We start from the raw sequence: 23,234 nt of genomic DNA, 5'->3' as shown, positions 1-23,234 counted from the left end.
GTAAAACAAAGCGATTGCGCCTTGCGATCGCAATTGTTTTTAGTCTAAAAATGCCTAGACGCGCATCAACCCCACGACTTTGGGCGCATCAACTCGCAAACTCATTTGCTCACAACGCACAGTTAACCAAGGCTGACCTAAACCTATGCCAGAAAAAGGACTTTCGGTGGGGATTTCAAGGTTAGAACCAATCAAACCCAATACAGACTCAAATTTAGTAGGGAATATCAGCAAATCAGCACCTTTGACGCTGAAACAAGAGGCACTTAATCCCTGTCTCCATGCCAAGCTTTGTTGATTATACTTAAAACTACACAACTTCTGGTTTCCCCGATCTACAGTCACATGCTCTCCTTGCTCCCAGGTAAACTCAGCTATTTCCTTTGGTAGTCCCCAAATTTCTCGACCGCCAGCCACCGAATCAGCATTATCTACATAAATGTGAGAAATCCAACCACCGATTTTCCTCTGGTAATTAACCAAAGCTGGGGCAATAATTAGCTCACTATACTCCAGTGCCGAGCCTAACCCGTAATTAGATAAATACACGCTAGCGAGAGTTTTACCAGGCCATACAGAAATAATTTCTAACTCTAAGGGAATCAAAGGGCGTACTAGGTCAATATTTACCAAATGCAGAGTTTGAATAGCGTAGCCTTTAAGTATCCAAGGTGCTTGTGGATATGGCATAAGGGAGTTAGGAGTTGAGAGTGAGAACTTATATCATATCCGGCAAATTACTTGTGATATATCATTGCGAGTGTAACGAAGTGGAAGGAAGCAATCGCAAGGCTTTTGGGATTACTTTACTTCGTACCCGAATGGCACTAAGTTAAGCTGAAGGGTATGCAGCGTAAGAATTGCAGAGGAGCAGGGGGGCAGGGGCGCAGAGGGGAATTTCTAAATATCCGAACGCAATACTTAAAACTTCTTCTTTCTCCCCTGCTCCTCCGCTCCTCTGCACCCCTGCTGCCTCAACGATTTTCCCTTTTCTTAGTGCCATTCACTTCGTACCCCTTAGACACAAAAAGACTTTTCACCCAGTCCCCAGTCCCTTGCCATAACATAATACTTTAGCGGAGATGCTGGTTCTTAACTACCAATAACAAAAAAATTCCCACCCAGGCATTTACCTGGATGGGTAATATAATACGGGACAAAATAATCTTCCCGAAAGAAGTAGGGTAATTATTTACTCTCTGTGAAATCAGCGTCAATCACATCGTCGCCGCTACCAGAGGTAGAGCTAGAACCACTATCTTGAGGTTCAGCACCAGGTGCAGCACCGGCACCAGCTTGTTGATAGATGTTGCTACCAACGGCAAATAGAGCTTGTTGCAATTCTGGGGTGAGCTTTTTGATTTGCTCATCGTCTTCTTTAGCAACTGCTTCCCGCAGTTCTTTCACTAAACCTTCGACTTTAGTCTTGTCAGCATCGGGAACTTTATCGCCCAATTCTTGTAACTGCTTTTCAGCTTGGTATGCTAAAGAGTCAGCTTGGTTCTTGCGTTCAATCTTTTCACGCTTATCTTTGTCAGATGAAGCGTTTTGTTCGGCTTCTCTTACCATCCGGTCAACGTCAGTTTTATCCAGGGTGGAAGCGCCAGTTATGCTGATGGACTGTTCTTTACCAGTACCTTTGTCCTTAGCGGTGACGTTAAGGATACCGTTAGCGTCAATATCGAACACCACTTCAATTTGAGGAACGCCACGTGGTGCAGGAGGAATACCATCAAGGCGGAAGGTTCCCAAACTCTTGTTGTCGTTAGAGAATTCGCGTTCACCTTGCAGGACGTGAATTTCTACGTTGGTTTGACCATCCACTGCTGTGGAAAAGACTTCCGATTTCTTGGTGGGAATCGTTGTGTTGCGGGGAATAATTTTGGTCATCACACCACCCAATGTTTCAACACCCAAAGAAAGCGGTGATACATCTAACAGCAAGATACCTGTGACTTCATTATTCAGTACACCTGCTTGAATTGCTGCACCAATTGCTACGACTTCATCAGGGTTAACACTTTGGTTAGGGTCTTTACCCAATACCTGCTTCACAATCTGGTGGACTGCGGGAATGCGGGTAGAACCACCAACTAACACCACTTCATCAATATCGCTTTTAGTTAACTTAGCATCGCGGAGGGCGTTTTCCACAGGAATACGGCAACGGTCGATTAAGTCAGAACAAAGTTCTTCAAAGGTGGCGCGAGTCAGGGTTGTATCCAGGTGCTTGGGCCCATCCTGGGTAGCGGTGATAAATGGTAGGTTAATTTCTGCTTGGGTAACGCTAGAAAGCTCAATTTTGGCTTTTTCTGCGGCTTCAGTCAGACGTTGTAAAGCTTGTTTGTCTTTGCGTAGTTCAATGCCTTCGGCTTTCTTGAACTTTTCAGCTAAGAAGTCAACTATTTTTTTATCGAAGTCATCACCACCAAGGTGGGTATCTCCAGATGTAGCTAGTACTTCAAAAACTCCATCTCCTACTTCCAGCACGGATACGTCGAAGGTACCACCACCAAGGTCAAATACGAGAATGGTTTCGTTACTCTTCTTGTCAAACCCATAAGCTAGAGAAGCAGCAGTCGGCTCGTTGATAATCCGCAGAACTTCAATCCCAGCGATTTTACCAGCGTCTTTTGTCGCTTGCCGTTGAGAGTCGTTAAAGTATGCGGGAACAGTGATTACAGCTTGGGTTACAGTTTCACCCAAGTATTTGCTGGCATCTTCAACTAGTTTGCGAAGAACCTTTGCAGAAATTTCTTCAGGAGCAAACGGTTTACCAGCTATCGGACAATCTAATTTGACATTGCCGTTGCTGCTGAGAACTTTGTAAGAAACTTCAGTTGCTTCGTTACTTACTTCATCGTAGCGGCGACCGATAAAGCGTTTGACTGAGTAAAACGTATTTTCGGGGTTCATCACCGCTTGGCGTTTGGCGATTTGACCAACCAAGTTGTCGCCATTTTTCGCAAATGCCACTACTGATGGCGTTGTCCGAAAACCTTCAGCATTAGCAATTACTGTAGGTTTACCACCTTCCATCACTGCCACGCAGGAGTTCGTTGTTCCTAAGTCAATTCCAACTACTTTTGCCATTTTAGGTGCTGGCTCCGTATAACTACAAATGAATGAATGAGAATAAAAAGGACTAAATTTTGAACCAACAGGTCAATAAATCAGCCAATTCAGCATGAATACCTTTGATTTGGCTTTCCTGGGGTTAAAACTCCAGACTATGCTGATATATATACTGAAGCTTAGTGGTAGCCAGTCCATGAAGGGTGGTTTCCCGAACCTTGCTTGGGACGGTTAAACTAACTAAATTGTGTTTTTAGTTGGTTCATAGATCAATTTGCCTTCACTCTGTCTAATGTATGAGAATTAATACTTTCAGTAATTAGGGTGAACCGTAACGTCAGAGTGGTGTTTGCCGTCTTTAGAGGTAATAAACTACAGAAGTACTGAGAATTGGGGATTGGAAATTGGGGATTGGATAAAATATGACTCAGCACTTAGCAGTTACTCAAGTCGAGAGAAAAGAGTTTTCCAATCAATTACAGGCGGTCTTTGTCCCTGATTGACTAGTTCAAAAATTTTTCTGGAAGTACTTGGCTGAAAAAGGCATTCCACGCAAGCGTTTGCTACATCAATCCGGCTGGTATCACCTGAAAGTGTATCCCCAGTGCCTACGACCACACCGTATTTACCCCCTGTTTTTGCCTTTAGCAGTGTGTTGAGGTCGTATGAGGTATAGGGCCCGTCAATCAAGCGTCCTGGACGGATGATGGTGTAGGGTAATCCTGAATTAATAATGGATTCCTCACCCTTTTGTTTGGCATCCAAGACACCAAAAGTATTAAGAATACTAAAAGGAAACTGATTTTTACGGAGAATTCCACAGGAAGAGACGAAAACGAATCGCTTCAAATTTCTGGGTGCTGCTGTAACTAGGTTGCTGACACCTTGGGCATCAACTTTAGCTGGACTATTCTTTGCTTTTGCTTCGCTAGATTTAGGGTTAAGGAAAGTGATTCCCCATTCAAGCAAGTTTGGGGTTTGGTCAAACTCCCATCGCGTAGAGGGAAAGGCGGTGGTTCCAGCACAACTGATGATGTGGGTGACATTTTGCGTGGCGGCTGGCAGTGTAGCTGGCTGACGGATGTCACCAACGGCAATTTCCACTCTCTGGTTAAACATTTCTTCGGCTTTTGCGGCATTGCGTGTCAGAACGCGAACTTTCCAACCCTTGTCCAGGAGTTTGCCTACTACCAGTTGCCCTACTCCACCAGTAGCACCAGCAACCAGTACCAAATCTTCGACTGAAGTTTCAAAAGAAGTCATAAAATTGCCTTTGAGATAGTCTATTTTTAATCTACTCAAAAAATGCGATCGCGTTGGCGCAGCCTCTCGTAGAAAAGCAAAGCTTGCCGTACTCCTACGGGGAAGCAAGCTACGCGAAGTGTGCCAAGATAGACCCAGCTTAAAGATTTGCCTAATAGCTGTTAAATTTGTAGCTTTTAGGCACACATCTGGGAATTTTAAAATCAGGGCAAACTCCCCAAAACTTGATCCGCACTTAAGGTTTCGAGCCAGGAATGAAAATTAGTCAAAAATTAATTGCGGGTATTTTAGGACTGTGCGTTCGCTTATTTTAAAACTCGAAATTGAATTAAAGCCCTAATTTAGGAGGAAAAAACCTGTTTTTAAGTAAGCAATCAATATGAGGTAATATTTGTTACTTTTTCCTGAGGCTCATAGAAGGGTCTATTTAAGGCGCAGGGGAGTATAAACCATAAAAATGGCTAAAACCTTGTTTGGGGCAAAAATGCCGGAATTGACTGTGGGGGCTAGATTGTAAGCCCTGTAAGGGTTAATTAAATTTTGGGGTCAAAAATGAGCGAACGGACAGTTAGGAATGGCTACTCTCTCAGTAATTGTTGGTGCGATTAGTGCTCATCAACAATTGGAGATAGCTAAGTATCTTGCTCAACAAGAGGCTGAAGAAGTTGCTGGACTACTGGGATATTTCGTAAGTCATGAGCTTAGATACCACGAAACGCGATCGCGTCAGGAAATGCTAGCCCAGTTACAAAAGCATGTTCAATCGCTACACAGGCAACGTCAGCGCGATCTAGAGATTGTAGACCGCAATAAAATCATTTTGGCAGATGTAGTTACTGAAGACATTGGTACGCGATTAGATCGCGATCGCAATAATGAAGTTGGTAAAACTATTCAAGATGATATACCCAGAATATATATTGAGGTCAGTCCTGAGTACCCACAAGGGATTCAATTGATTGCTGTTGCTTTTAAGACTAGCAAAGGTGAAACAATTGGTGCAGTGATTCTGGAATATACACCGCTTTATAAAGCAGCACTAGCAACAGCCGAAAAAAATATTTTTGTGACATCGGTCATCAGTTTGGGTTGTGGCATCCTGGCATTATCAGCAGGCTATTTGATATCTATAAGTATCTCAAAACCGATTAAACAACTCCAGCAAGCTTTGCTATATCTGGCTGAAGGGAAGCTGGATACCAGAGTTAGTATTCACTCTCAGGATGAAATTGGCGAGTTAGCTACCTCGTTGAACAAAATGGCGGATGATTTGCAACATTCCAGAGATAAGTTAGTCAATGCTAACGAACAATTACGAGATGAAATTACCGATCGCCAGCAGGCAGAAGCAGAACTTCAGCAAGCTCTGAAAGACCTGCAAAAAACCCAAATCCAATTAATTCAATCTGAAAAGATGTCCAGTCTGGGTCAACTAGTTGCGGGAGTTGCCCATGAAATCAACAATCCGGTTAATTTTATCTACGGCAACCTCGAATACGCTGATGATTACACTCAACAGATGTTGCTGTTAATTAAGCTTTATCAAAAATACTACCCCTATCCAGAGCCAGAAATTCAAAATGCTAACCAACTGACCGATATTGATTACCTAACAGAAGATTTGTCTAAGATATTAACCTCAATGAAAATGGGGGCTAAACGCATCCGAGAAATTGTTCTCAGTCTCCGAATCTTCTCTCGCTTGGATGAAGCTGAGTTCAAAACAGCCGATCTGCATGAAGGAATTGAAAGTACTCTGCTAATTTTGCAACACAGAATCAAAGGACAAAATAATCGCCCTCAAATTCAAGTGGTTAAAGAGTATGGCGAAATGCCTAAAATCCAGTGTTTTGCAGGGCAAATGAATCAGGTATTTATGAACCTGTTGACAAATGCAATCGATGCTTTAGAAGAGGCTTTCCAAAAAGAACTTTGTCCAAATCCCTTGATTCGCATTTCTTCTCAACAGGTAAATGAATTTGCCGTGATTCGGATTGTTGATAATGGATTAGGAATTCCAGAAGTCATCCAGTCACGCTTATTTGACCCTTTTTTCACTACGAAAACAGTTGGTAAGGGGACTGGTATGGGATTATCGATCAGCTACCAGATAATTGCTGAAAAGCATGGTGGATCTTTAAAATGTATTTCATCACCAGGACAGGGTGCAGAGTTTGTAATTGCAATCCCGATTCGAGCCGGCAAATCAGCACAATTATCAATCAGCGATCGCCATGATTGCGTAACAGGGTAAATATAAGGGTTTTTGAAAAATAAGTGCGTAGGCGTAGCTCGTCGTAGACATCGCCATATAGGGGAAATTGCGCCCGAATTGTTCGGTTCTACCACTTTCAATAGTACCCAAATGGCTATAACCTCGTAGGTAGTAGTGAAATGTCTACCTTAAGACGCTGTTAGTCGCTCTTGAATTAGGGGGTGAAAACCTGTGTACGAATGGATATTACCAAGTCTAAACGAAATCTTAACTGAAAATCAATCGAGTGTGGCTGAATGTTCGTCTGGGAAAGCAGAGCGGCAGTGGCGTGTCAGCCTCGCTGCGACAGAACATTTGCTATTAAATACTTTAGCAGGTACTTCAGTTGACGCAACCCAAGGATTAGTTTTGGCTGCACCCGCACCCTTATTTAGTCAGCCAAAACTGACTCAAAGCTTACAAACAGTAACTTTTACGGCAAAACCATTTAATCCCTTGGCACTGATGCCATTTCAGATGCCAGATAAGATGCCTGGGTTAGACTATGCCAACGCATCTATAAATGAAGAGGTCGCTCCTCATGAATCAGTACTTCCCTTATTACCTGCCGATCCGCTAGGGACAGAGCAGTTTTGCTTAGTTTTTACAGATAAATTTAGATTAGTCCTGGTTTTAGCAACCCACAAAAACGGTAAAAAAACCTTTTCATTTTCTTTTGAGCCGGAAGTAGTACAGCAAGCTTGGCGATCGCTAGGAACCAGGGTAATGCTGGCTAATCCAGAATTTTTTGCCCATCTAGATGCATTAGTAGAACAGTATTCCCCGGTAGCACCAGACTACCGCATCATGAATCAGTTTAGTCAGTTGTTGCTTCAAGAATTAACAGAAGCAGAAGAGACTAGGGAGTGGGGAATAGGAACTAGGGACAAAGAAGACAAACAGAATAACCCATGTTCAATGTCCAATGCCCAATCCCAAAATCCTGATGTAGAATTGCTCCAAGCTTTCGCTCACGAAGTCCGCACACCTTTAACAACGATTCGCACGATGACCCGGCTGTTGCTGAAGCGGCAAGACTTAGATCGCAGCGTGGTCGATCGCTTAAAAATTATCGATCATGAGTGTACTGAGCAAATAGACCGCATGGAGTTGCTATTTAAGGCAGCAGAACTAGAAACTACAGCCTCTACAAAATCTTCAAAAACTCAACTCACACCGATGTCTTTAGATCAAGTGTTGCAGCAAAGCATTCCCCGATGGGAACAAGCAGCACATCGGCGGAACTTAACTTTAAATGTTGTTTTACCCCAGCAACTACCAAGTGTGGTCAGCAATCCCATGATGTTAGATCAGGTACTCACTGGTTTGATAGAGAATTTCACTCGCAGCTTACCTTCTGGTAGCCATATTCAAGTACAAGTTATCCCGGCTGGAGATCAACTGAAGTTACAATTATCCCCCCAATTTGGGTGCAAAGATTCGAGTAAAGCCGCTACACCTGCAACGCCACCAATTCGCAAAGCCCTTGGTCAATTGCTGATGTTCCAACCAGAAACGGGTACGATTAGTTTGAATATCGCCGCAACTAAGCATTTGTTTCAGGCGATCGGTGGAAAATTGATTGTGCGCCAGCGTCCACACTATGGGGAAGTCCTAACGATTTTCCTTCCCTTAGAAGTTAGCAATCAACATAAATCAGGAGCAAAAATCTAGGAGGGAAAATTCATCAACTATTTTTTTAAATTATAAATATTCACCTAAACTAACGTGAGTTAAAAAACTTCTCCTTGCTTGGAACTAAATTTCAAAGCAAGGAGAAGTCTTTTTATGCAGATAAAATATAATCCATAGAACTCACATGAAATTAAGCAGTGATTAAAACCTCTAATATCATGTCCGCCAAATTACTCATAATAAAAGAACCCCACCCCCAAGACGGTTCGGTTAAGGTGTTTATTCCTCGAAGATCCCCCCAACCCCCTTAAAAAGAGGGGCTTATAACCATCTTTTACCCCCTTAAAAAGGGGGTCGCCGTAGGCGAGGGCTTGTTTCAAACAAAAGTTAAAGGCAGGGGTAAAGTGGTAATGGTAGCACAAGGCCCTGTAGAAGTAATAAATTTACAAAATGACCGATTAGTTGTCGATGGAAATTTTGCGATCGCTCGCACAAGTACTGTAAAATATCGCGTTGAAAAAGCTACCAAATCTCTTTTAGGGTCGATGACTTCTGGAGAGTTTCTTGTCAATACTTTTGAGGGAACAGGGACTGTATTGCTTGCTCCCATACCTTATTGGCAAGTCATGATGCTCCGCTAAATTACCGCCGTAATCCCAAAAACTTATAGCTAATAATTATTAGTAAGTAGGGGAAAACAAGGAATTAAAAACTAATTGTTCACAATGGAGATAATTAGCTAGTGGCTAAATTTTAATTCCTTTTATTAACTTTATGAGCAAAATAGATTATGCCTAAATTTGCGATGCTTTTTTTGATTAAGTTTAAAAAAGGCAAGGTTGTATAGCACCACAAAATTACCTAGGGGATAATCAAAACTCATCACTCTTTTTCTATTGCGATCGCTCTTGGGGTATTGTTAACAGTCGCCAGTTGTACTGTAAATGTGGAACCTTCATATAATTTACTTTTCACAGAAATAGATCCGCCACAGCGCAGCAGCAATTGCTGTACTATTGTTAACCCTAAACCAGCACCACCATAATCTTCAGTTGCTGCTGCACGCACCCGATAAAATCGGTCAAAGATTTTAGGAATCTCACTTTCGGCAATACCGATACCCGTATCGCGGAATTCTAATTGGACATAATCGCCTTGAAGACGGGCACGCACCCATACTTCACCGCCATTAGGAGTAAACTTAATGCTGTTGTGCAGCAGACTAATTACAATCTGCCTCAGCCCACCACTTACACACCAAATAGATGGGAGTTCAGTGGGTACGGTGTAGGCTAACATAATCCCTTTTTCTTGGGCTAAAGGTTGGTAGATACTGACTACTCCCGGTACAATATCTGAGAGTCGCACCGACTCTAAAGCCGTCCCCTCTAAATTACGTTCTAGTTGCAACAGTTCCAATAAACCAGTAATTAGGGAATTTTGCTGATCGCACTGGGTATTTAACATCTGTAAATAACGTTGTCGCTGCGGGGGCTTGAGATTAGGAGAATTCAATAACGAAAGTGCTGTCTTCATGTGCGTCAGAGGTGTACGCAGTTCTTGACATAGATTCTTCAGATATTCATCTTGGAGTTGCTCCTTATCATGCAGTTCTTGATTTAGCTGTTGCAACTTGGTAGTGCGGGCTGTGATGATTTGACGATTAATTTCATCCTGTCTTAAGAGTTGTTTGGCAAATAGTTGAGTCATCAGTGCGGCTTGGGGCACAGTTTGACAAATAAAATCAGCAGGTACAATTGGGGATGATTCTGGTACAATTGCTTTTTGGATACCATCTAATACTTGCTGAATTACTCTCCCCTCAACAGTTGTGATAATCAGTAATGGCTGATTTTTATTAGTATTTACCTTTGTCGATATCTGATTTTTGCGTTTTTTAAGTGGTCGATGAGCCAAAATTAAACTACAAAACTGGGGCGATAAAACCATAAGAAAGTTTTCCCGTCGCAGTTGGCTATCTGGTGGCAGGTGAACGGTGACATGATGAGGAGATGAAGAAGACGAAGGAGATGAGGGAGTATTTTCTTCCCCTCCTCCTTCATCTTCCCCTGCTCTCCCTTTTCCGCTCTCCTCAATCTGGCAAGTATAAATGAGACTAGACGCACCCACTGAGGATTGATAACGTGCTAATTCTGATTGCCAAATTTTTTCTGGTGGTAGCTTCACCCATAAAGTGGCTGCAATTTGCTGCTCAATTAGTAAGTCAATTTGCGCTCTCACCAGTGATAGCAGAGTAGCAGGACTGAGGGACAATGGTTTTGGAGGCACTTGCACTCCCATAACCAGTTGATAAACAGACAGATCCTTAGCCAAAGAAACATTCATGAGTCAAGCATAAAAAGGATGAATGAAGCAATAAATAATTCTGTCTTCGATTTTCACCTTTATGTGTGCATTTTTTCCAAAATCCCCACGGAAAGAAACATTAACTGTAAAAAGGGGCAGGGGGGAATGGCACGCTTGTAAAGGGAAAATCGTTGAGGCTCTTGGGTGCAGGGGAGCAGGGGAGCAGAGGGGCAGAGGGGCAGGGGAGAAAGAAGAAGTTTTAGGTATTGCGTTCGGATATTTAGAAATTCCCCTCTGCACCGAATGGCACTAAGAAAAGCTGAAACCTCGTCAGGGAAGGGTGGGGGAGGTGTGGGAGGTGTGGGATGTTTGTTGCTTTTTTCTATCTCCCCACTATCCCACACCCAAAAAGCCAGTTAGATCAGGGCTTTGTGATTAACTTAGTGCCATTCCCCTCTGCACGCTTGCCCCCCTGCCCCTCTGCAATCCTTACGCTGGATACTCTTCAGCTTAACTTAGTGCCATTCGGGCAGGGGGAAGAGTTAGAGACAAATCATTTGTATCCAGCATTTCAGGTAATAGTATGAGGGGATGGGGAATTGGGCAGGAGTTAGAAAACTCAATTTATCCACTTATCGACCTTTGAACTACATTAATGAGGATTTGAACCCCATTAATGAGGATTTGAATTCCAATGCCCAAATTAACGTTGTATATTCAGTCTTTCTTGTAAAGCCTCGCGTGCGTGTTCTCGGTCATCAAAATGGATTTTTTCAGTACCAATAATTTGGTAGTCTTCGTGACCCTTGCCAGCAAGCAAGACTCCATCACCTGGTTGTGCTTGTAAAATAGCAGTACGAATTGCAGTAGCCCGATCGCAAATTACCACTGGTTTTATTGTGGGGGGAATTCCCGCCAAAATATCTTCTAAAATTCGTTCTGGATCTTCAGTCCGGGGATTATCTGATGTCACTACTGCCACATCAGCTAACTCAGCAGCAATTTTACCCATTTTTGGGCGCTTAGTGCGATCGCGATCGCCTCCACAACCAAATACGCAAATCACCTTTCCAGGTATAAACGGACGTGCAGCTTTCAGTAAATTTTCTAAACTATCTGGTGTGTGGGCATAATCGACAATCACGCTAATATCTTGCTCAGGTTGAATCTGTACTCGTTCCATCCGTCCAGGAACTCCAGGAAACTCAGGTATTACAGATGCAACTAACTGCAAATCTAGCCCTAAGTGTAAAACTGCTCCTACGGCTGCTAGAAGATTTTCTAAATTATATTGTCCGACTAGGGGCGATCGAAAAGCTACGTCACCTTTTGGTGTATGTAATGTACCACTGACACCATTCGGCTCATAACTTAAATCGCTCATCCATAAATCAGCGCTATTATCGTTGACACTGTAACTCCAAACCTGTGAGGAATCTAACGAAGCAATTAACCGTTTGCCATAAGAATCATCAGCATTAATTATTGCTCGTCCCTTGAGATAATCTGGGCTAAACAACAACGCTTTGGCAGCAAAGTAATCTTCCATGTCGCTGTGATAGTCGAGATGGTCTTGGGTAAGATTACTAAATACCGCCACCTCAAATTCACAACCCAACACTCTACCTTGGGCCAAAGCGTGAGAACTTACTTCCATCACCCCGAACTCACTACCAGCATTTACAGCCTCTCTTAGCTGCTGTTGCAGTTCCACGGCGAAAGGCGTAGTGTGGGTAGCAGTTTGCTCAAAACCTGCCCAACGAGTGTAGAGAGTTCCCATCAAAGCTGTAGCTAGATTAGCTTTGATCAGCAGAAATTCAATCAGATGAGTAGTTGTAGTTTTGCCATTTGTACCAGTTACACCTACCAGCTTGAGTTTTTGCCCCGGATAACCGTAAAAAGCACTGGCTATCTGGGCACAAGCTTGAGTTATGTTACTTGCACTGATGACTACAGCCTGATTTGTGGGAGGATTTTTTTGTGCAGCTTCGGGAGAGACGATCGCAGCTACAGCCCCCGATGCGATCGCACTTTGCCAAAATTCCCCACCATCAACCCGCCCTCCTGGCATCCCAATAAATAAATCTCCCATGCGACAAGCATGGGAATTCGTCTTCAAACCCCTAACTTCCACATCCTCCAAAGTCGGATGGCTAGGCAATTGCTCAACACTGTCTACCGCCGTTAGTAATTCCCGCAATTTCATGTTGTGAACCTCGTCACATTCTTAATCTTGCGCTTATTCTGCATTATTTTTTTCTAATTGGCTAAATACTTACGCAACATTTGCTCTAACTGCTGCACACTAGCACGAGGAGAAGGACGCGGCAATGGTTTCTCCTCTGCGCCACGGACACTTTGCTCAACGGGGGGGAACCCCCGCACGCAAGTGTCCTCCTCTGCGCCTCTGTGGTTCGATAAATAAAGTACTGGCACTTCATACTCATACGCAGCAAACCAATCTTCACGAGTCGTAATATCCCTAATTTCCAACTCGAAACTGAGATTTTGGATTTGTTCTAGCTTTTCTTGCAAGCCTTCGCATAAATGACAGCCTGGTTTACTGTATAAAATTAATCGCATTGTTTATTTAAGGTGTGGCAAGAGATTATAAGTTTAGAATAACTAACCGCGAAGGAGGAGAGATGAGAAGAGAAGGGTTTGATGTGGGTGAGTATGTTGAGCAAATGGCGTTGTTGTTAGATTTGCAACTAAGAGATGAGTATCGTGATGGGGTGGTGGCAAATTTTGAGAGAATTATGGCGATCGCTAATCTTGTTAATGAGTTTCCTTTAACAGAAGAAATTGAAGCTGCACCTATATTTGAACCATAATAGCTATAGGAATCAGCTTTGATTTTTGAAAATATCCTGAGACTAAAAAGCCCCTTTTATCATGCTTTTCTCAGAAATATTGAAGATACATTTTTCCTGAGAGTGATGCCAATACGGTTCGGATAAGGTTTTTTTATGACACACCCTAGATGACAAAGACGCGATAAATCGCCGTCTTTACAATAATCAATCCTTTGTCTAGACGGCGATCTATCGCGTCTGTTGCCTCAATTTCAGCAAATATTTGATTTACATCTATATATTTAGATACCTTTTCCAGCTTATTTATAATTAATTAACAAGGTTATAACTATTGAAAGCAATTTTTTTAATAAATTAAAAATTACTTTAATCCTCCAACTAACATATACCCGAATATAGATTCGCTCCTGAGTATCTAGCCTTTACAGTAAATAGTAAGAGGACATTTATGAGATTAGTAATTCATGCCTGACGAGCAACGTTTAGAAGAAGGATTTATATCCCAGGAAGCTGAAAAGAGAATATCCGAAAAGCTAGATGGAGCAGAAAAAATAGAAATAGATGTACAAACTGATCTGCTGAAAATAGTTCAGGGACAAGCTGATGGGGTTTCGTTTGCAGGTAAAGGATTAATGATCCAAGAAGACATTCGCATACAGGAAATAAAACTGCAAACAGATAGTATTAACATTAATCCCTTAAGCGCTCTTTTTGGTCAAATAGAACTCAGTGAGGCAGTAAATGCTACAGCCCGCATTATACTTACTTACAGAAGTAGATATGAACCGCACCTTGGCATCAGACTTTGTTCGCAGCCAGATGCAAAACTACGATTTGGATGTAGATGGCGAGATTGTGAGTTTTAAACCACAAGAAATTCAAGTATTTTTACCTGGTGACGGCAAAATAGAATGTAGGGGAAGAGTGTTGTTAAAGGAAAAGGGAAATACTCGCCCTTTAGCTTACACTGCGGTGCTTCGCCCCCGCACTCATGCAAAACCTGCGATGCTGGAAAGTTTTAACTGCACTGAGGGAGAAGGTGTTTCAATAGAATTAGTTACAGCATTAATGCAGAAAGTCAAAGAACTGATGAATCTATCATCTTTGAAATGGGAAGATATGGCGTTCAAGATTAAAGATATAAAAGTAGAAAAGGGTAGTTTGACACTTTTGGTAGAAACTAAAGTGAAGCAAATACCCTCATTAATCACTGAACTATCTCTTTAGTAGTATTGACACTAATTAAGGATAATTTTTGTAACTAGGGAATGATGTAAATTTTTGAAATGTTTTGTAAGCTTTTAAAAGCTACTTAATTTCAAAATGATAACTATGCAAGAGTATGATGTTGTGCTGATCGGTGCTGGGCACAATGGGCTAGTTTGTGCAGCTTATTTGCTAAAAGCTGGTTATAGCGTCCTGTTACTAGAAAAGCGTTCTGTTATTGGTGGTGCAGCAACAACTGAAGAATGTTTACCCCAAGAAGCTCCGGGGTTTAAATTTAACTTGTGTGCTATTGACCATGAATTTATTCACTTAGGGCCAGTTGTTGAAGAATTAGAACTAGAAAAATACGGCTTGCATTATTTGGAGTGCGATCCAGTTGTTTTCTGTCCTCATCCTGATGGCAAGTATTTCTTAGCACATAAATCAGTAGATAAAACTTGTGCAGAAATTGCCCGTTACAGTGAACGTGATGCCAAAAAATACGCCGAATTTGTAGATTTTTGGCAGCGATCGCTAGGTGCAATGATTCCCATGTTTAATGCACCGCCGAAATCAGTTATAGATATCCTTGGTAACTACGACATCACCAAACTGAAAGATTTATTTTCGGTTATTGGTTCCCCTAACAAAACGCTGGACTTTATCCGTACAATGTTGACCAGCGCTGAGGATTTACTTAATGAGTGGTTTGATGAGGAATTTTTGAAAGCGCCACTAGCCAGACTAGCAGCAGAACTTGGTGCGCCACCATCGCAAAAAACCCTTGCTATTGGTGCAATTATGATGGCAATGCGTCACAATCCTGGAATGGCCAGACCTCGCGGTGGAACTGGCGCACTTGTGCAAGCTTTGGTGAATTTAGTCACAAGTAAAGGTGGCGTTATTCTCGCAGATCAGCATGTTGAAAAAGTTTTAATTGATGATGGCAAAGCTGTGGGTGTGCGGGTTGCTGGTGGTAAAGAATATCGCGCGAAACATGGGGTTATTTCTAATATTGATGCCAAGCGGTTATTTTTGCAAATGACTGATAAAAGCGAAGTTGATGGAGCCGATCCAGATTTATGGGAAAGATTAGAACGCCGCATTGTTAATAATAACGAAACCATTCTCAAGATAGATTTGGCTTTAGACGAACCACTACAGTTTCCACACCACGCCCACAAAGACGAATATCTTGTTGGTTCTATCTTGATTGCAGATTCTGTGGCACACGTAGAACAGGCTCATAGTAAATGTACCTTGGGAGAGATTCCTGATGCTGACCCATCAATGTATTTGGTGATGCCTAGCTATTTAGACCCCACATTAGCACCACTAGGTAAGCACACTGCATGGATTGAATTTTTTGCCCCTTATCAAATTGCTGGTGCAGAAGGTACTGGTTTAAAAGGTACTGGTTGGACGGATGAATTAAAAAACAAAGTTGCAGATAAGGTGATTGATAAGTTGGCAGACTATGCACCGAATGTTAAGAATGCAACTATCGCTCGTCGTGTAGAAAGTCCAGCAGAACTAGGAGAAAGATTAGGTGCGTACAAAGGGAATTATTATCATGTTGATATGACTTTAGATCAAATGATATTTTTCCGTCCCTTGCCAGAAATAGCGAACTACAAAACGCCAATTGATAATCTATTTTTAACTGGTGCAGGAACTCATCCAGGTGGTTCGATTTCGGGAATGCCGGGACGCAATTGTGCCCGTGCATTTTTGCAAGCAAAGCATCCCATTAGCCAAACTTTGAAGGATGCGCGGGATTCGATTAAGTCAACTGTTGAGTCAGTATTTGGTATTAGTTAGGTATTACAAAGATAGAGCTATCATCTATTTTTTGCCTTCATGTCTTTTTAATGAAAATATAATTTTGGATGAAAAAGACATGGAGGCATTATCTAAAATGTCTTCTTAATAGATATTGCTTTATTTTATCTGCTATTATCAATGATTAAATAAATCACCATCTCCACAAAACAAGACATTGTTAGAAGCGGGATATTTGACTCCCCAAAATTTGTTAATATAATGCGTGATGCATTCTGAAGTGGCATAGTTAAAATTGCTAGAAAGATGTAAATACGTAATTTTGATGATGATTAACTTAGACAATTGCTTGATATAATAAGGCAAATAACATCATTGTTTGGCGAAAAACTAGTGCGATCGCAACCTGGTTAACTAAAAGAAATATTCCCAAATACTTGCGATCGCAACACATACAGCAACAAAAATAATGTTTTTTTAATGAAATAATTTGTAAGTAATTGCTTTATGTATACTGAATATGATAATGTATTATCCGCTTGATTGAAATAAGCATATATGCATTATCAATCAAGCTCTTTCTGAAAATATAAGTAAATTAATGGGTATAAACTAGTGTATTTTGATAATACTCAAAAAACGAACGAATTTTAACATCGTCTCATAAGTTTTGTAGGTACAGCATGGTTTTTCAGCGCTGCTTCGTTACATCTGGCTTGATAGCTTTCTTGGCATTTGGTTGTAGTGGTGGGGCAAACTCATCAATAGAAAAGACTACACAAGTTGTGCAAGAAAGTAATGTAACCCAGCTTTTCATAGAAGCGAAGACTACCCAAAAAGCAGAAGACTTTTTTCATCAAGGTAATAATTTATTAGATGGACAACGTTATGAAGATGCAATAAAAGCTTATGACAAAGCGATCGCCATCAAAGCTGAGAGTCCTGAAGCTTGGATTAACCGTGGCATAGGCTTGACATCGTTGCAACGTTACAGAGATGCTCTAGCATCTTACGACAAAGCGATCGCCATCAAACCCGACAAATATGAAGCTTGGTATAATCGTGGCATAGCTCTGACATCGTTGCAGCGCTACCAAGACGCTATTGCATCTTACGACAAAGCGATCGCTATTCAACCCGACAAATATCAAGCCTTAATTAACCGGGGCATTGCACTGACAAAACTGCACCGCTACCAAGACGCTATTGCATCTTACAATAGAGCGATCGCCATCAAGCCCGATTTGCACCAAGCATATTACAATAAAGCTTGCTCTTATGCTTTACAAAGCAATCTGAAATTAGCAATTGAGAACCTAGATAAAGCCATCAAGCTGGTTCCTGATAAATACAAGAAATTAGCAAAAACTGACCCAGACTTTAGCAAAGTTCGTAGTGAAAAGCAGTTTCAAGAATTACTGCAATAGTATTTCATAACCACTACTCAGTGTAAAATATAAGCTTGCTGTAGCCACGATTTTTTCTTGAGCGGTTTACGATTAGACATGAAAAAATTGTTAATCACCGGAGCAAGTGGTTTTTTAGGATGGCATCTTTGCCAGCTTGCAAAACAAGAATGGGAGATTTATGGCACTTATTTATTCCATTCTTTAGAGATTCCTGATATAACAATGTTGAAAGCGGACTTAACAAATTTTCAGGAATTGCAAGATATATTTAATGATGTAAAACCAACAGCAGTGATTCATACTGCTGCACATTCGCAACCAAATTTTTGTCAAACCCACCCTGAAGAATCGCACGCTATTAACGTCACAGCATCCTGCAATATTGCCGGACTTTGCGCGGATAATTCCATTCCTTGTGCTTTTACCTCAACCGACTTGGTTTTTGATGGCTTAAATGCACCCTATCGAGAATCAGATTCTGTGTGTCCTGTCAACTTTTACGGCGAACAAAAAGCGATCGCAGAAGCAGGTATGCTAGAAAGATATCCCATGACAGCAGTCTGTCGAATGCCGTTGATGTTTGGTGCAGCCACACCTACAGCCAAAAGCTTTATTCAGCCATTTATTCAAACTTTAAAAGCAGAAAAAGAACTCAACTTATTTATTGATGAATTTCGCACTCCAGTAAGTGGAACAACTGCTGCTGAAGGACTTTTATTAGCATTAGAAAAAGTTAACGGCATCATTCACTTAGGTGGCAAAGAGCGGATTTCGCGTTATGATTTTGGACAAATATTAGTTGAGGTATTTCAACTCTCCGCCATTGGTCTTAAATCTTGCCGACAACAAGATGTGAAAATGGCAGCAGCTAGACCAGCAGATGTTTCTTTGGATAGTTCTAAAGCTTTTGCATTGGGTTATCAGCCTTTATCTTTACGAAAACAATTGCAGGAATTAATCAATAGTCAATAATCAGATTATATTTTTTGTGTACGTAAGCAATGACGGAAATTAGAATAATAAAGACTATAATGGCTTCCTTTGCTCATTTGTTTTTAGTGTAAGAATTCAAGCCAATTTTCTAGAACTTCCCCAACTTCGTATTCATCTGTATCGGTTATATAGGAATCGGATTTGATTCCTGAAAAAATCTAAGTATATGTAGGATGTGTTAGGCGTAAGCCGTAACGCACCAAAAGCTTCGGGGGAGTGCATTACGCTTCGCTAACACACCCTACGCGTATTTCAATAATCAAATAGGAGTCCTATATTAGCGATCGCTTCCACTAATATTGATTTTTGTTTCTGGGTTAACACATTTAACGCATCCGTGCTATGTTCCATACCACATTTCACTGGTGCGGTGGCGTATCAGCCTTTCAGATGGCGATCGCAAATGTTGTATTTTAAAAGTGACCTAAATGCTCCATTTTGGAAGCATGAAAGCTTCACTACTAAATATTAGGGTACTTTTGCCAGATGTAGGGAAAAGAATAATATCATGTCCGGTTAAACAAAAGTCAAATGCGAACGTTCCACTTCGTTGCACTCGCAATGACATATCACAAGTAATTTGCCGGACATGATATAAAAGGTAATTTCTATCCCTTTGCCTTTTAATCTTTTCTCCACTTATGCAAGAAGTCTAATGTTCTTGTCCAGTTGGCCGGATGAGGATTTCGTTGACATTAACGCGCGATGGCTGCGTGACAGCATAAACGATCGCAGCAGCAACATCTTCGCTTTGCAGAGGTGTAATTGCCTTGCGCCGTTCTTCAATGCGTTGTTTGGCAACGGGATCGGTTATTTGGTTGTCAATTTCCGTATCCACCAAACCTGGTTCGATGATAGTGACGCGAATGTTGTCTTTGTGAACTTCTTGGCGCAATGCTTCAGACAGGGCATTAACACCCCATTTGGTAGCATTATAAACACCAACGCCCGCCCGCGCGGTTCGGCCAGCCACCGAGGAAATATTGACTATATGCCCCGATTTTTGTGCCTTCAACAGAGGCAAAACAGCATGAGTAGCATATAACAGCCCTAGAACGTTGAGGTCAAACGATCGCCGCCAGTCTGAGCTATTTCCAGCTTCAATAGTGCCGAGTAAGGCAATCCCTGCATTGTTCACAAGGATATCAACCCTTCCCAATTCTGCATTAGCCTTTGCCACCAAGTTATTTACCTGGTTTTCATCAGTCACATCGGTGACAATGGGCAACGCCTTGCCACCACTAGCTTCAATACGTTCTGTCAAAGCCTGGAGGCGATCGCCACGCCTAGCAGCCAGTACTATTGTCGCTCCAACTGAAGCCAAAGCGATCGCAGTTGCTTCTCCAATTCCCGATGAAGCCCCAGTGATAATTACTACTTTTCCTGCTAATTTACCTGTCATTTATTTAACTCCTTAATAATTGGGAATTGAGTATAGTTATTCTCCTTGTCCCCTTGTCCCCTTGTCCCCCGTCCCCTGCCTCTTTCCGATCCTTAAAACGGATGCAATTGCTGCCGCACAAAGGATTAGGGCTGCAAAACGAAAAGTTCCTTGGAACCCAGCAACGATCGCATCAGGAGGGGCAACAGAGACATCTGCACCCGCAGACATGCTAGCGATTAATGCTCCAAATACTGCCCCGATTAAAGAAACTCCTACTGTGTTCCCTGATGTCCGTGACAAAGACAGCAGCCCCGAAGCAATCCCTAGCCGTTCCTTTGGTACTGCTCCCATAACAGTGCTGTTGTTGGGCGATTGGAATAAACCCAATCCAATACCGTAAATAAAATAGCGCGACACATAGCCAAGCTCAGTAATTTGAGCATCAAAGGTGCTAATCCCCAGACAGCCACCGATCATCAACCCCAGCCCAATTGAAGTGATTAGTCGAGCGCCAAAGCGGTCTGAAAGTGTTCCAGCTAGTGGAGCAATTAACCCACTAAGTATAGGTGACACAGCTAGTAGCAGCCCCACTTTTATCGTCGGATAATGCTTCACACCCTCTAGAAAGAAAGGGACGATGAGTAGGGAACCGCCAATAACAATGAATGCTAGCCAGCCACTTAGCAAACCCATACTCAACTGAAGATTACGAAACAGGTTTAGCTCTAGTAGCGGCTGTTCTAAGATCGCTTCAAGTACCAAAAAAATTATGAAACTTACGGCAGCGATCGCTAATAATATCAGTGCATTTGTACTGCCAAAGCCCTGGCTTTGCCCTAGCGTCATACCCAGACCAAAACTACCCAGAGTGAATAAAGCTAATATGGCTCCAAAAAAGTCAAATTTCTGTTTGCCCTCAATCCGTGCAGAAGGTGGCACTACCCGAACTACCAAAAAACTAGCTATGATTCCCAACGGTACATTGATCAAGAATATACTATGCCAGCCTGACCAGTTTAACAGTAGTCCGCCTGCGGAAGGCCCAAAAGCAATTCCCAGTGACACTACACTACCGATAACGCCAACAGCCCGACCTCGTTCGGAAGAGGGAAAAACTTCTGTAATGATTGCCAAACCCAGTCCAGAAATGAACACTGCACCCAGTCCTTGAAGTGCGCGAAAGGCAATCAACCACTCAATACTAGGTGCAAAACCACACAACAGCGAACTTAAGGTAAACAGAACAAGTCCCCCCTGATATAAGGACTTCTTGCCCCACATATCCCCCAAACGGGTTGCCCCCAAAACTAAACCAGAACTGACCAACTGGTAACTCAATACCGCCCATTGGGTCGTAGGAAAACTGGTATCAAAGGCTTGCACCAATGTGGGTAAAGCAACATTGATGATGCCCACATCAAGGGTAGACATGAACACCCCAAGTCCGACACCGAGTAAAACCCAATTTTTTTGAGAGTCTGACAAAACCAGAGGTTGTGTTTGCAATTGTCCCAATATTTAGCCTCCGCCTTTGACAGTACGATTATGAATAGTTTGTATACGTATATTAATTGTAGGATGCTATCCTGACTATCAAGTTCAGGAAACGAAATTAGTCGCTTCCATCCCAGACTATGTATTTCATCCCTCGCAGTAGGCGCTTCGTTGAAAAATTCAGATATATGTCAGCCCTCGACTTCTCAATCAACAAGAATGACTTTTCTACTTGTTATATATTTAGTAGATTATCTCAGCGATCTTAACTCCAAACTCCTTCGCCTATTTGATAGCATTGTAAAATACGGTAAATCGGTAGAGTCGTTGTATTTTATACTATTTAGCAAAATATCATAGACAACTCTAAGAAGCAAGCTCTAGAAGCTCCAGTATAAGCAATAACTCAAAAGTGGCGAAATCTAGTATCATCCAAACTAACCAAAATCGCTTTCTCCTCGATCTCTCAGCACAAAGCGTAAAGATGTGTATATTATTCGTTATTTGGGAATAATAGCTCAGGAAATAACGATAGTATTGTCTGCGTTGCTCAGTAACTAGAGATAAAAAGGGTTTATTAAAATGGATTCTTTCGGTATTTACACCCTTGCTAATGATGTGGTGTTTGACCAATTAGTAGCTTTACTAAACAGCATTGAGGTGAATATTAGCGCAGATATCCCTATTTGTATTATTCCATATAACGATCAACTAGACCTAGTTAGGCAAGAAGTTAATGCTCGAAAGAATGTAATCCTGTTTGATAATTGGGACGTAATTCAACGCTGGGAAGAATTTGCTCATCAGGTCTGGGCTGCTCAGTCTAGTAAAAAAGAGACAAAATTATCGCGTTCTAGTTGGTACAAAAGTCATTTACAAAGAAAGTTTGTTAGCTTTGAGGGGATTTTTGATAAATTCGTATTTTATGATAGTGATAGTTTGGCAATGAAGCCACTCAATAATGTAATTAACAAGCTAGAAACATACGATTTTATTTTTGATGATTGGGAACATGTTAAGGATGAAGCTGTTGCAGCGTTAAATATTCCAGTTATAGAACAAACTGGACTGTATACTGAAGCAGATATCCGGTCTAAGCTACATTGCTCTAGCTTTTTTGGCTCTAAACGAGGGCTATTTACTGTTAAAGAAATTCAAATAATGAAAGAGCGATTAATTACCCACAGGGAAGTTGAATGGATCAATGGATGGTGGGATGATGCTTTTTTGTTTAACTATATGACTTTGCGCTGCGATCGCCCACTTTTTAACTTTACACTTAGCCCCAATGGTGAAGATAGAACAGGCAACTGTGCTAATGCAGATCCCTTCGTCAATATTAATAATGTTCTTTACAATCAAGATGGTTTAAAACCAATTCATCGCATTCATTATATGAGTTATTCTTCTCGTGATTTTGCCCAGTTATCTCAAGGACAAGATGTTAATATCTGTTATGCAAATGAGTTTTTATATTATCGCTTTCTTAAACAGCCAGAACAAAGACCGAAAGAGTTAAGACCACCTAATATCATAGCAAAAACTAATAAACTTTTTAACAAAACAATAAATAAAATTCAAAGAGCTATGCGCTAAATCTAGCTTTTTTGACGATG

The 23,234-nt window shown here is 41.6% G+C and carries 18 protein-coding genes; 10 read left to right on the top strand and 8 right to left on the bottom strand.

Going from position 1 to position 23,234, the window contains the following annotated elements; all coding sequences use genetic code 11:
- Positions 1–54: 54 nt before the first annotated feature.
- The 3 genes from V7K42_RS05055 to V7K42_RS05045 all read right to left on the bottom strand — a co-directional run bounded on the left by V7K42_RS05055 (position 55) and on the right by V7K42_RS05045 (position 4,338).
- Positions 55–690 (bottom strand): acetoacetate decarboxylase family protein, encoded by a 636-nt coding sequence (locus tag V7K42_RS05055; protein ID WP_334914121.1) that lies wholly within the window; start codon positions 688–690, stop codon positions 55–57.
- Positions 691–1,188: 498 nt separating this feature from the next.
- Positions 1,189–3,093, bottom strand: coding sequence for a molecular chaperone DnaK (dnaK, locus tag V7K42_RS05050; protein WP_334914119.1), 1,905 nt, complete (start codon positions 3,091–3,093; stop codon positions 1,189–1,191).
- 423 nt (positions 3,094–3,516) lie between these two features.
- Entirely contained in the window at positions 3,517–4,338 is an 822-nt protein-coding gene (locus V7K42_RS05045; protein WP_334914117.1) for an SDR family oxidoreductase, read from the bottom strand.
- Between the two features lie 574 nt (positions 4,339–4,912).
- Between V7K42_RS05045 and V7K42_RS05040 the strand changes: the two genes are divergently transcribed.
- The 3 genes from V7K42_RS05040 (at position 4,913) to V7K42_RS05030 (ending at position 8,868) form a co-directional block, all read left to right on the top strand.
- Entirely contained in the window at positions 4,913–6,592 is a 1,680-nt protein-coding gene (locus V7K42_RS05040; RefSeq protein WP_334914115.1) for a sensor histidine kinase, read from the top strand.
- Between the two features lie 192 nt (positions 6,593–6,784).
- The gene (locus V7K42_RS05035; protein ID WP_334914113.1) at positions 6,785–8,266 is read left to right on the top strand and encodes a sensor histidine kinase; all 1,482 of its coding nucleotides are present in this window, start codon (positions 6,785–6,787) and stop codon (positions 8,264–8,266) included.
- A gap of 284 nt (positions 8,267–8,550) precedes the next feature.
- Positions 8,551–8,868: an AIM24 family protein gene (locus tag V7K42_RS05030; protein ID WP_334914157.1), complete on the top strand. Its 318-nt coding sequence runs from the start codon at positions 8,551–8,553 to the stop codon at positions 8,866–8,868.
- A gap of 241 nt (positions 8,869–9,109) precedes the next feature.
- On the opposite strand, the gene V7K42_RS05025 is transcribed toward V7K42_RS05030, so the two are convergent.
- The 3 genes from V7K42_RS05025 to V7K42_RS05015 form a co-directional block, all read right to left on the bottom strand.
- Positions 9,110–10,573, bottom strand: coding sequence for a DICT sensory domain-containing protein (locus V7K42_RS05025; protein ID WP_334914111.1), 1,464 nt, complete (start codon positions 10,571–10,573; stop codon positions 9,110–9,112).
- Between the two features lie 664 nt (positions 10,574–11,237).
- Entirely contained in the window at positions 11,238–12,740 is a 1,503-nt protein-coding gene (locus V7K42_RS05020) for a UDP-N-acetylmuramoyl-L-alanyl-D-glutamate--2,6-diaminopimelate ligase (RefSeq protein WP_334914109.1), read from the bottom strand.
- A gap of 53 nt (positions 12,741–12,793) precedes the next feature.
- Entirely contained in the window at positions 12,794–13,117 is a 324-nt protein-coding gene (locus V7K42_RS05015) for a glutaredoxin family protein (protein ID WP_334914107.1), read from the bottom strand.
- A 62-nt stretch (positions 13,118–13,179) separates the two neighbouring features.
- Between V7K42_RS05015 and V7K42_RS05010 the strand changes: the two genes are divergently transcribed.
- The 6 genes from V7K42_RS05010 (at position 13,180) to V7K42_RS04985 (ending at position 18,719) form a co-directional block, all read left to right on the top strand.
- On the top strand, positions 13,180–13,368 hold the full coding sequence (locus V7K42_RS05010; RefSeq protein WP_334914105.1) for a DUF4089 domain-containing protein: 189 nt from the start codon (positions 13,180–13,182) through the stop codon (positions 13,366–13,368).
- Between the two features lie 446 nt (positions 13,369–13,814).
- Positions 13,815–14,216 carry an LmeA family phospholipid-binding protein gene (locus V7K42_RS05005; RefSeq protein ID WP_334914103.1) on the top strand — a complete coding sequence of 134 codons (402 nt, stop codon included), beginning with the start codon at positions 13,815–13,817 and terminating at the stop codon, positions 14,214–14,216.
- A complete protein-coding gene (locus V7K42_RS05000) occupies positions 14,131–14,577 on the top strand; it encodes an LmeA family phospholipid-binding protein (protein WP_334914101.1) in 447 nt (148 codons plus the stop codon). Before V7K42_RS05005 ends, V7K42_RS05000 begins: the two co-directional genes overlap by 86 nt.
- A gap of 105 nt (positions 14,578–14,682) precedes the next feature.
- A complete protein-coding gene (gene crtO / locus V7K42_RS04995; protein WP_334914100.1) occupies positions 14,683–16,377 on the top strand; it encodes a beta-carotene ketolase CrtO in 1,695 nt (564 codons plus the stop codon).
- Positions 16,378–17,021: 644 nt separating this feature from the next.
- Entirely contained in the window at positions 17,022–17,765 is a 744-nt protein-coding gene (locus tag V7K42_RS04990; protein ID WP_334914097.1) for a tetratricopeptide repeat protein, read from the top strand.
- A gap of 78 nt (positions 17,766–17,843) precedes the next feature.
- Positions 17,844–18,719 carry an SDR family oxidoreductase gene (locus V7K42_RS04985; RefSeq protein WP_334914095.1) on the top strand — a complete coding sequence of 292 codons (876 nt, stop codon included), beginning with the start codon at positions 17,844–17,846 and terminating at the stop codon, positions 18,717–18,719.
- Positions 18,720–19,392: 673 nt separating this feature from the next.
- Here the strand turns inward: V7K42_RS04985 and V7K42_RS04980 are convergent.
- Positions 19,393–20,142: an SDR family NAD(P)-dependent oxidoreductase gene (locus V7K42_RS04980; protein ID WP_334914093.1), complete on the bottom strand. Its 750-nt coding sequence runs from the start codon at positions 20,140–20,142 to the stop codon at positions 19,393–19,395.
- 36 nt (positions 20,143–20,178) lie between these two features.
- Positions 20,179–21,639, bottom strand: a complete 1,461-nt coding sequence (locus V7K42_RS04975; protein ID WP_334914091.1) for an MFS transporter — start codon at positions 21,637–21,639, stop codon at positions 20,179–20,181.
- Positions 21,640–22,200: 561 nt separating this feature from the next.
- Here V7K42_RS04975 and V7K42_RS04970 point away from each other — a divergent pair.
- The gene (locus V7K42_RS04970) at positions 22,201–23,214 is read left to right on the top strand and encodes an Npun_R2821/Npun_R2822 family protein (RefSeq protein ID WP_334914089.1); all 1,014 of its coding nucleotides are present in this window, start codon (positions 22,201–22,203) and stop codon (positions 23,212–23,214) included.
- Positions 23,215–23,234: the final 20 nt, after the last annotated feature.

The organism is Nostoc sp. (assembly GCF_036917455.1).
Taxonomy (GTDB): domain Bacteria; phylum Cyanobacteriota; class Cyanobacteriia; order Cyanobacteriales; family Nostocaceae; genus Nostoc.
Note: the sequence above shows the minus strand (reverse complement) of the source record. Positions and strands in the feature narration are given on the sequence as shown.

Excerpts from the sequence above, each read along its gene's own strand:
- V7K42_RS05055 (WP_334914121.1), bottom strand. The coding sequence starts at position 690 with ATGCCATATCCACAAGCACCTTGGATACTTAAAGGCTACGCTATTCAA.
- dnaK (WP_334914119.1), bottom strand. The coding sequence starts at position 3,093 with ATGGCAAAAGTAGTTGGAATTGACTTAGGAACAACGAACTCCTGCGTG.
- V7K42_RS05045 (WP_334914117.1), bottom strand. The coding sequence starts at position 4,338 with ATGACTTCTTTTGAAACTTCAGTCGAAGATTTGGTACTGGTTGCTGGT.
- V7K42_RS05040 (WP_334914115.1), top strand. The coding sequence starts at position 4,913 with ATGGCTACTCTCTCAGTAATTGTTGGTGCGATTAGTGCTCATCAACAA.
- V7K42_RS05025 (WP_334914111.1), bottom strand. The coding sequence starts at position 10,573 with ATGAATGTTTCTTTGGCTAAGGATCTGTCTGTTTATCAACTGGTTATG.
- V7K42_RS05020 (WP_334914109.1), bottom strand. The coding sequence starts at position 12,740 with ATGAAATTGCGGGAATTACTAACGGCGGTAGACAGTGTTGAGCAATTG.
- V7K42_RS05015 (WP_334914107.1), bottom strand. The coding sequence starts at position 13,117 with ATGCGATTAATTTTATACAGTAAACCAGGCTGTCATTTATGCGAAGGC.
- V7K42_RS05010 (WP_334914105.1), top strand. The coding sequence starts at position 13,180 with ATGAGAAGAGAAGGGTTTGATGTGGGTGAGTATGTTGAGCAAATGGCG.
- V7K42_RS05005 (WP_334914103.1), top strand. The coding sequence starts at position 13,815 with ATGCCTGACGAGCAACGTTTAGAAGAAGGATTTATATCCCAGGAAGCT.
- V7K42_RS05000 (WP_334914101.1), top strand. The coding sequence starts at position 14,131 with ATGAACCGCACCTTGGCATCAGACTTTGTTCGCAGCCAGATGCAAAAC.
- crtO (WP_334914100.1), top strand. The coding sequence starts at position 14,683 with ATGCAAGAGTATGATGTTGTGCTGATCGGTGCTGGGCACAATGGGCTA.
- V7K42_RS04990 (WP_334914097.1), top strand. The coding sequence starts at position 17,022 with ATGGTTTTTCAGCGCTGCTTCGTTACATCTGGCTTGATAGCTTTCTTG.
- V7K42_RS04985 (WP_334914095.1), top strand. The coding sequence starts at position 17,844 with ATGAAAAAATTGTTAATCACCGGAGCAAGTGGTTTTTTAGGATGGCAT.
- V7K42_RS04980 (WP_334914093.1), bottom strand. The coding sequence starts at position 20,142 with ATGACAGGTAAATTAGCAGGAAAAGTAGTAATTATCACTGGGGCTTCA.
- V7K42_RS04970 (WP_334914089.1), top strand. The coding sequence starts at position 22,201 with ATGGATTCTTTCGGTATTTACACCCTTGCTAATGATGTGGTGTTTGAC.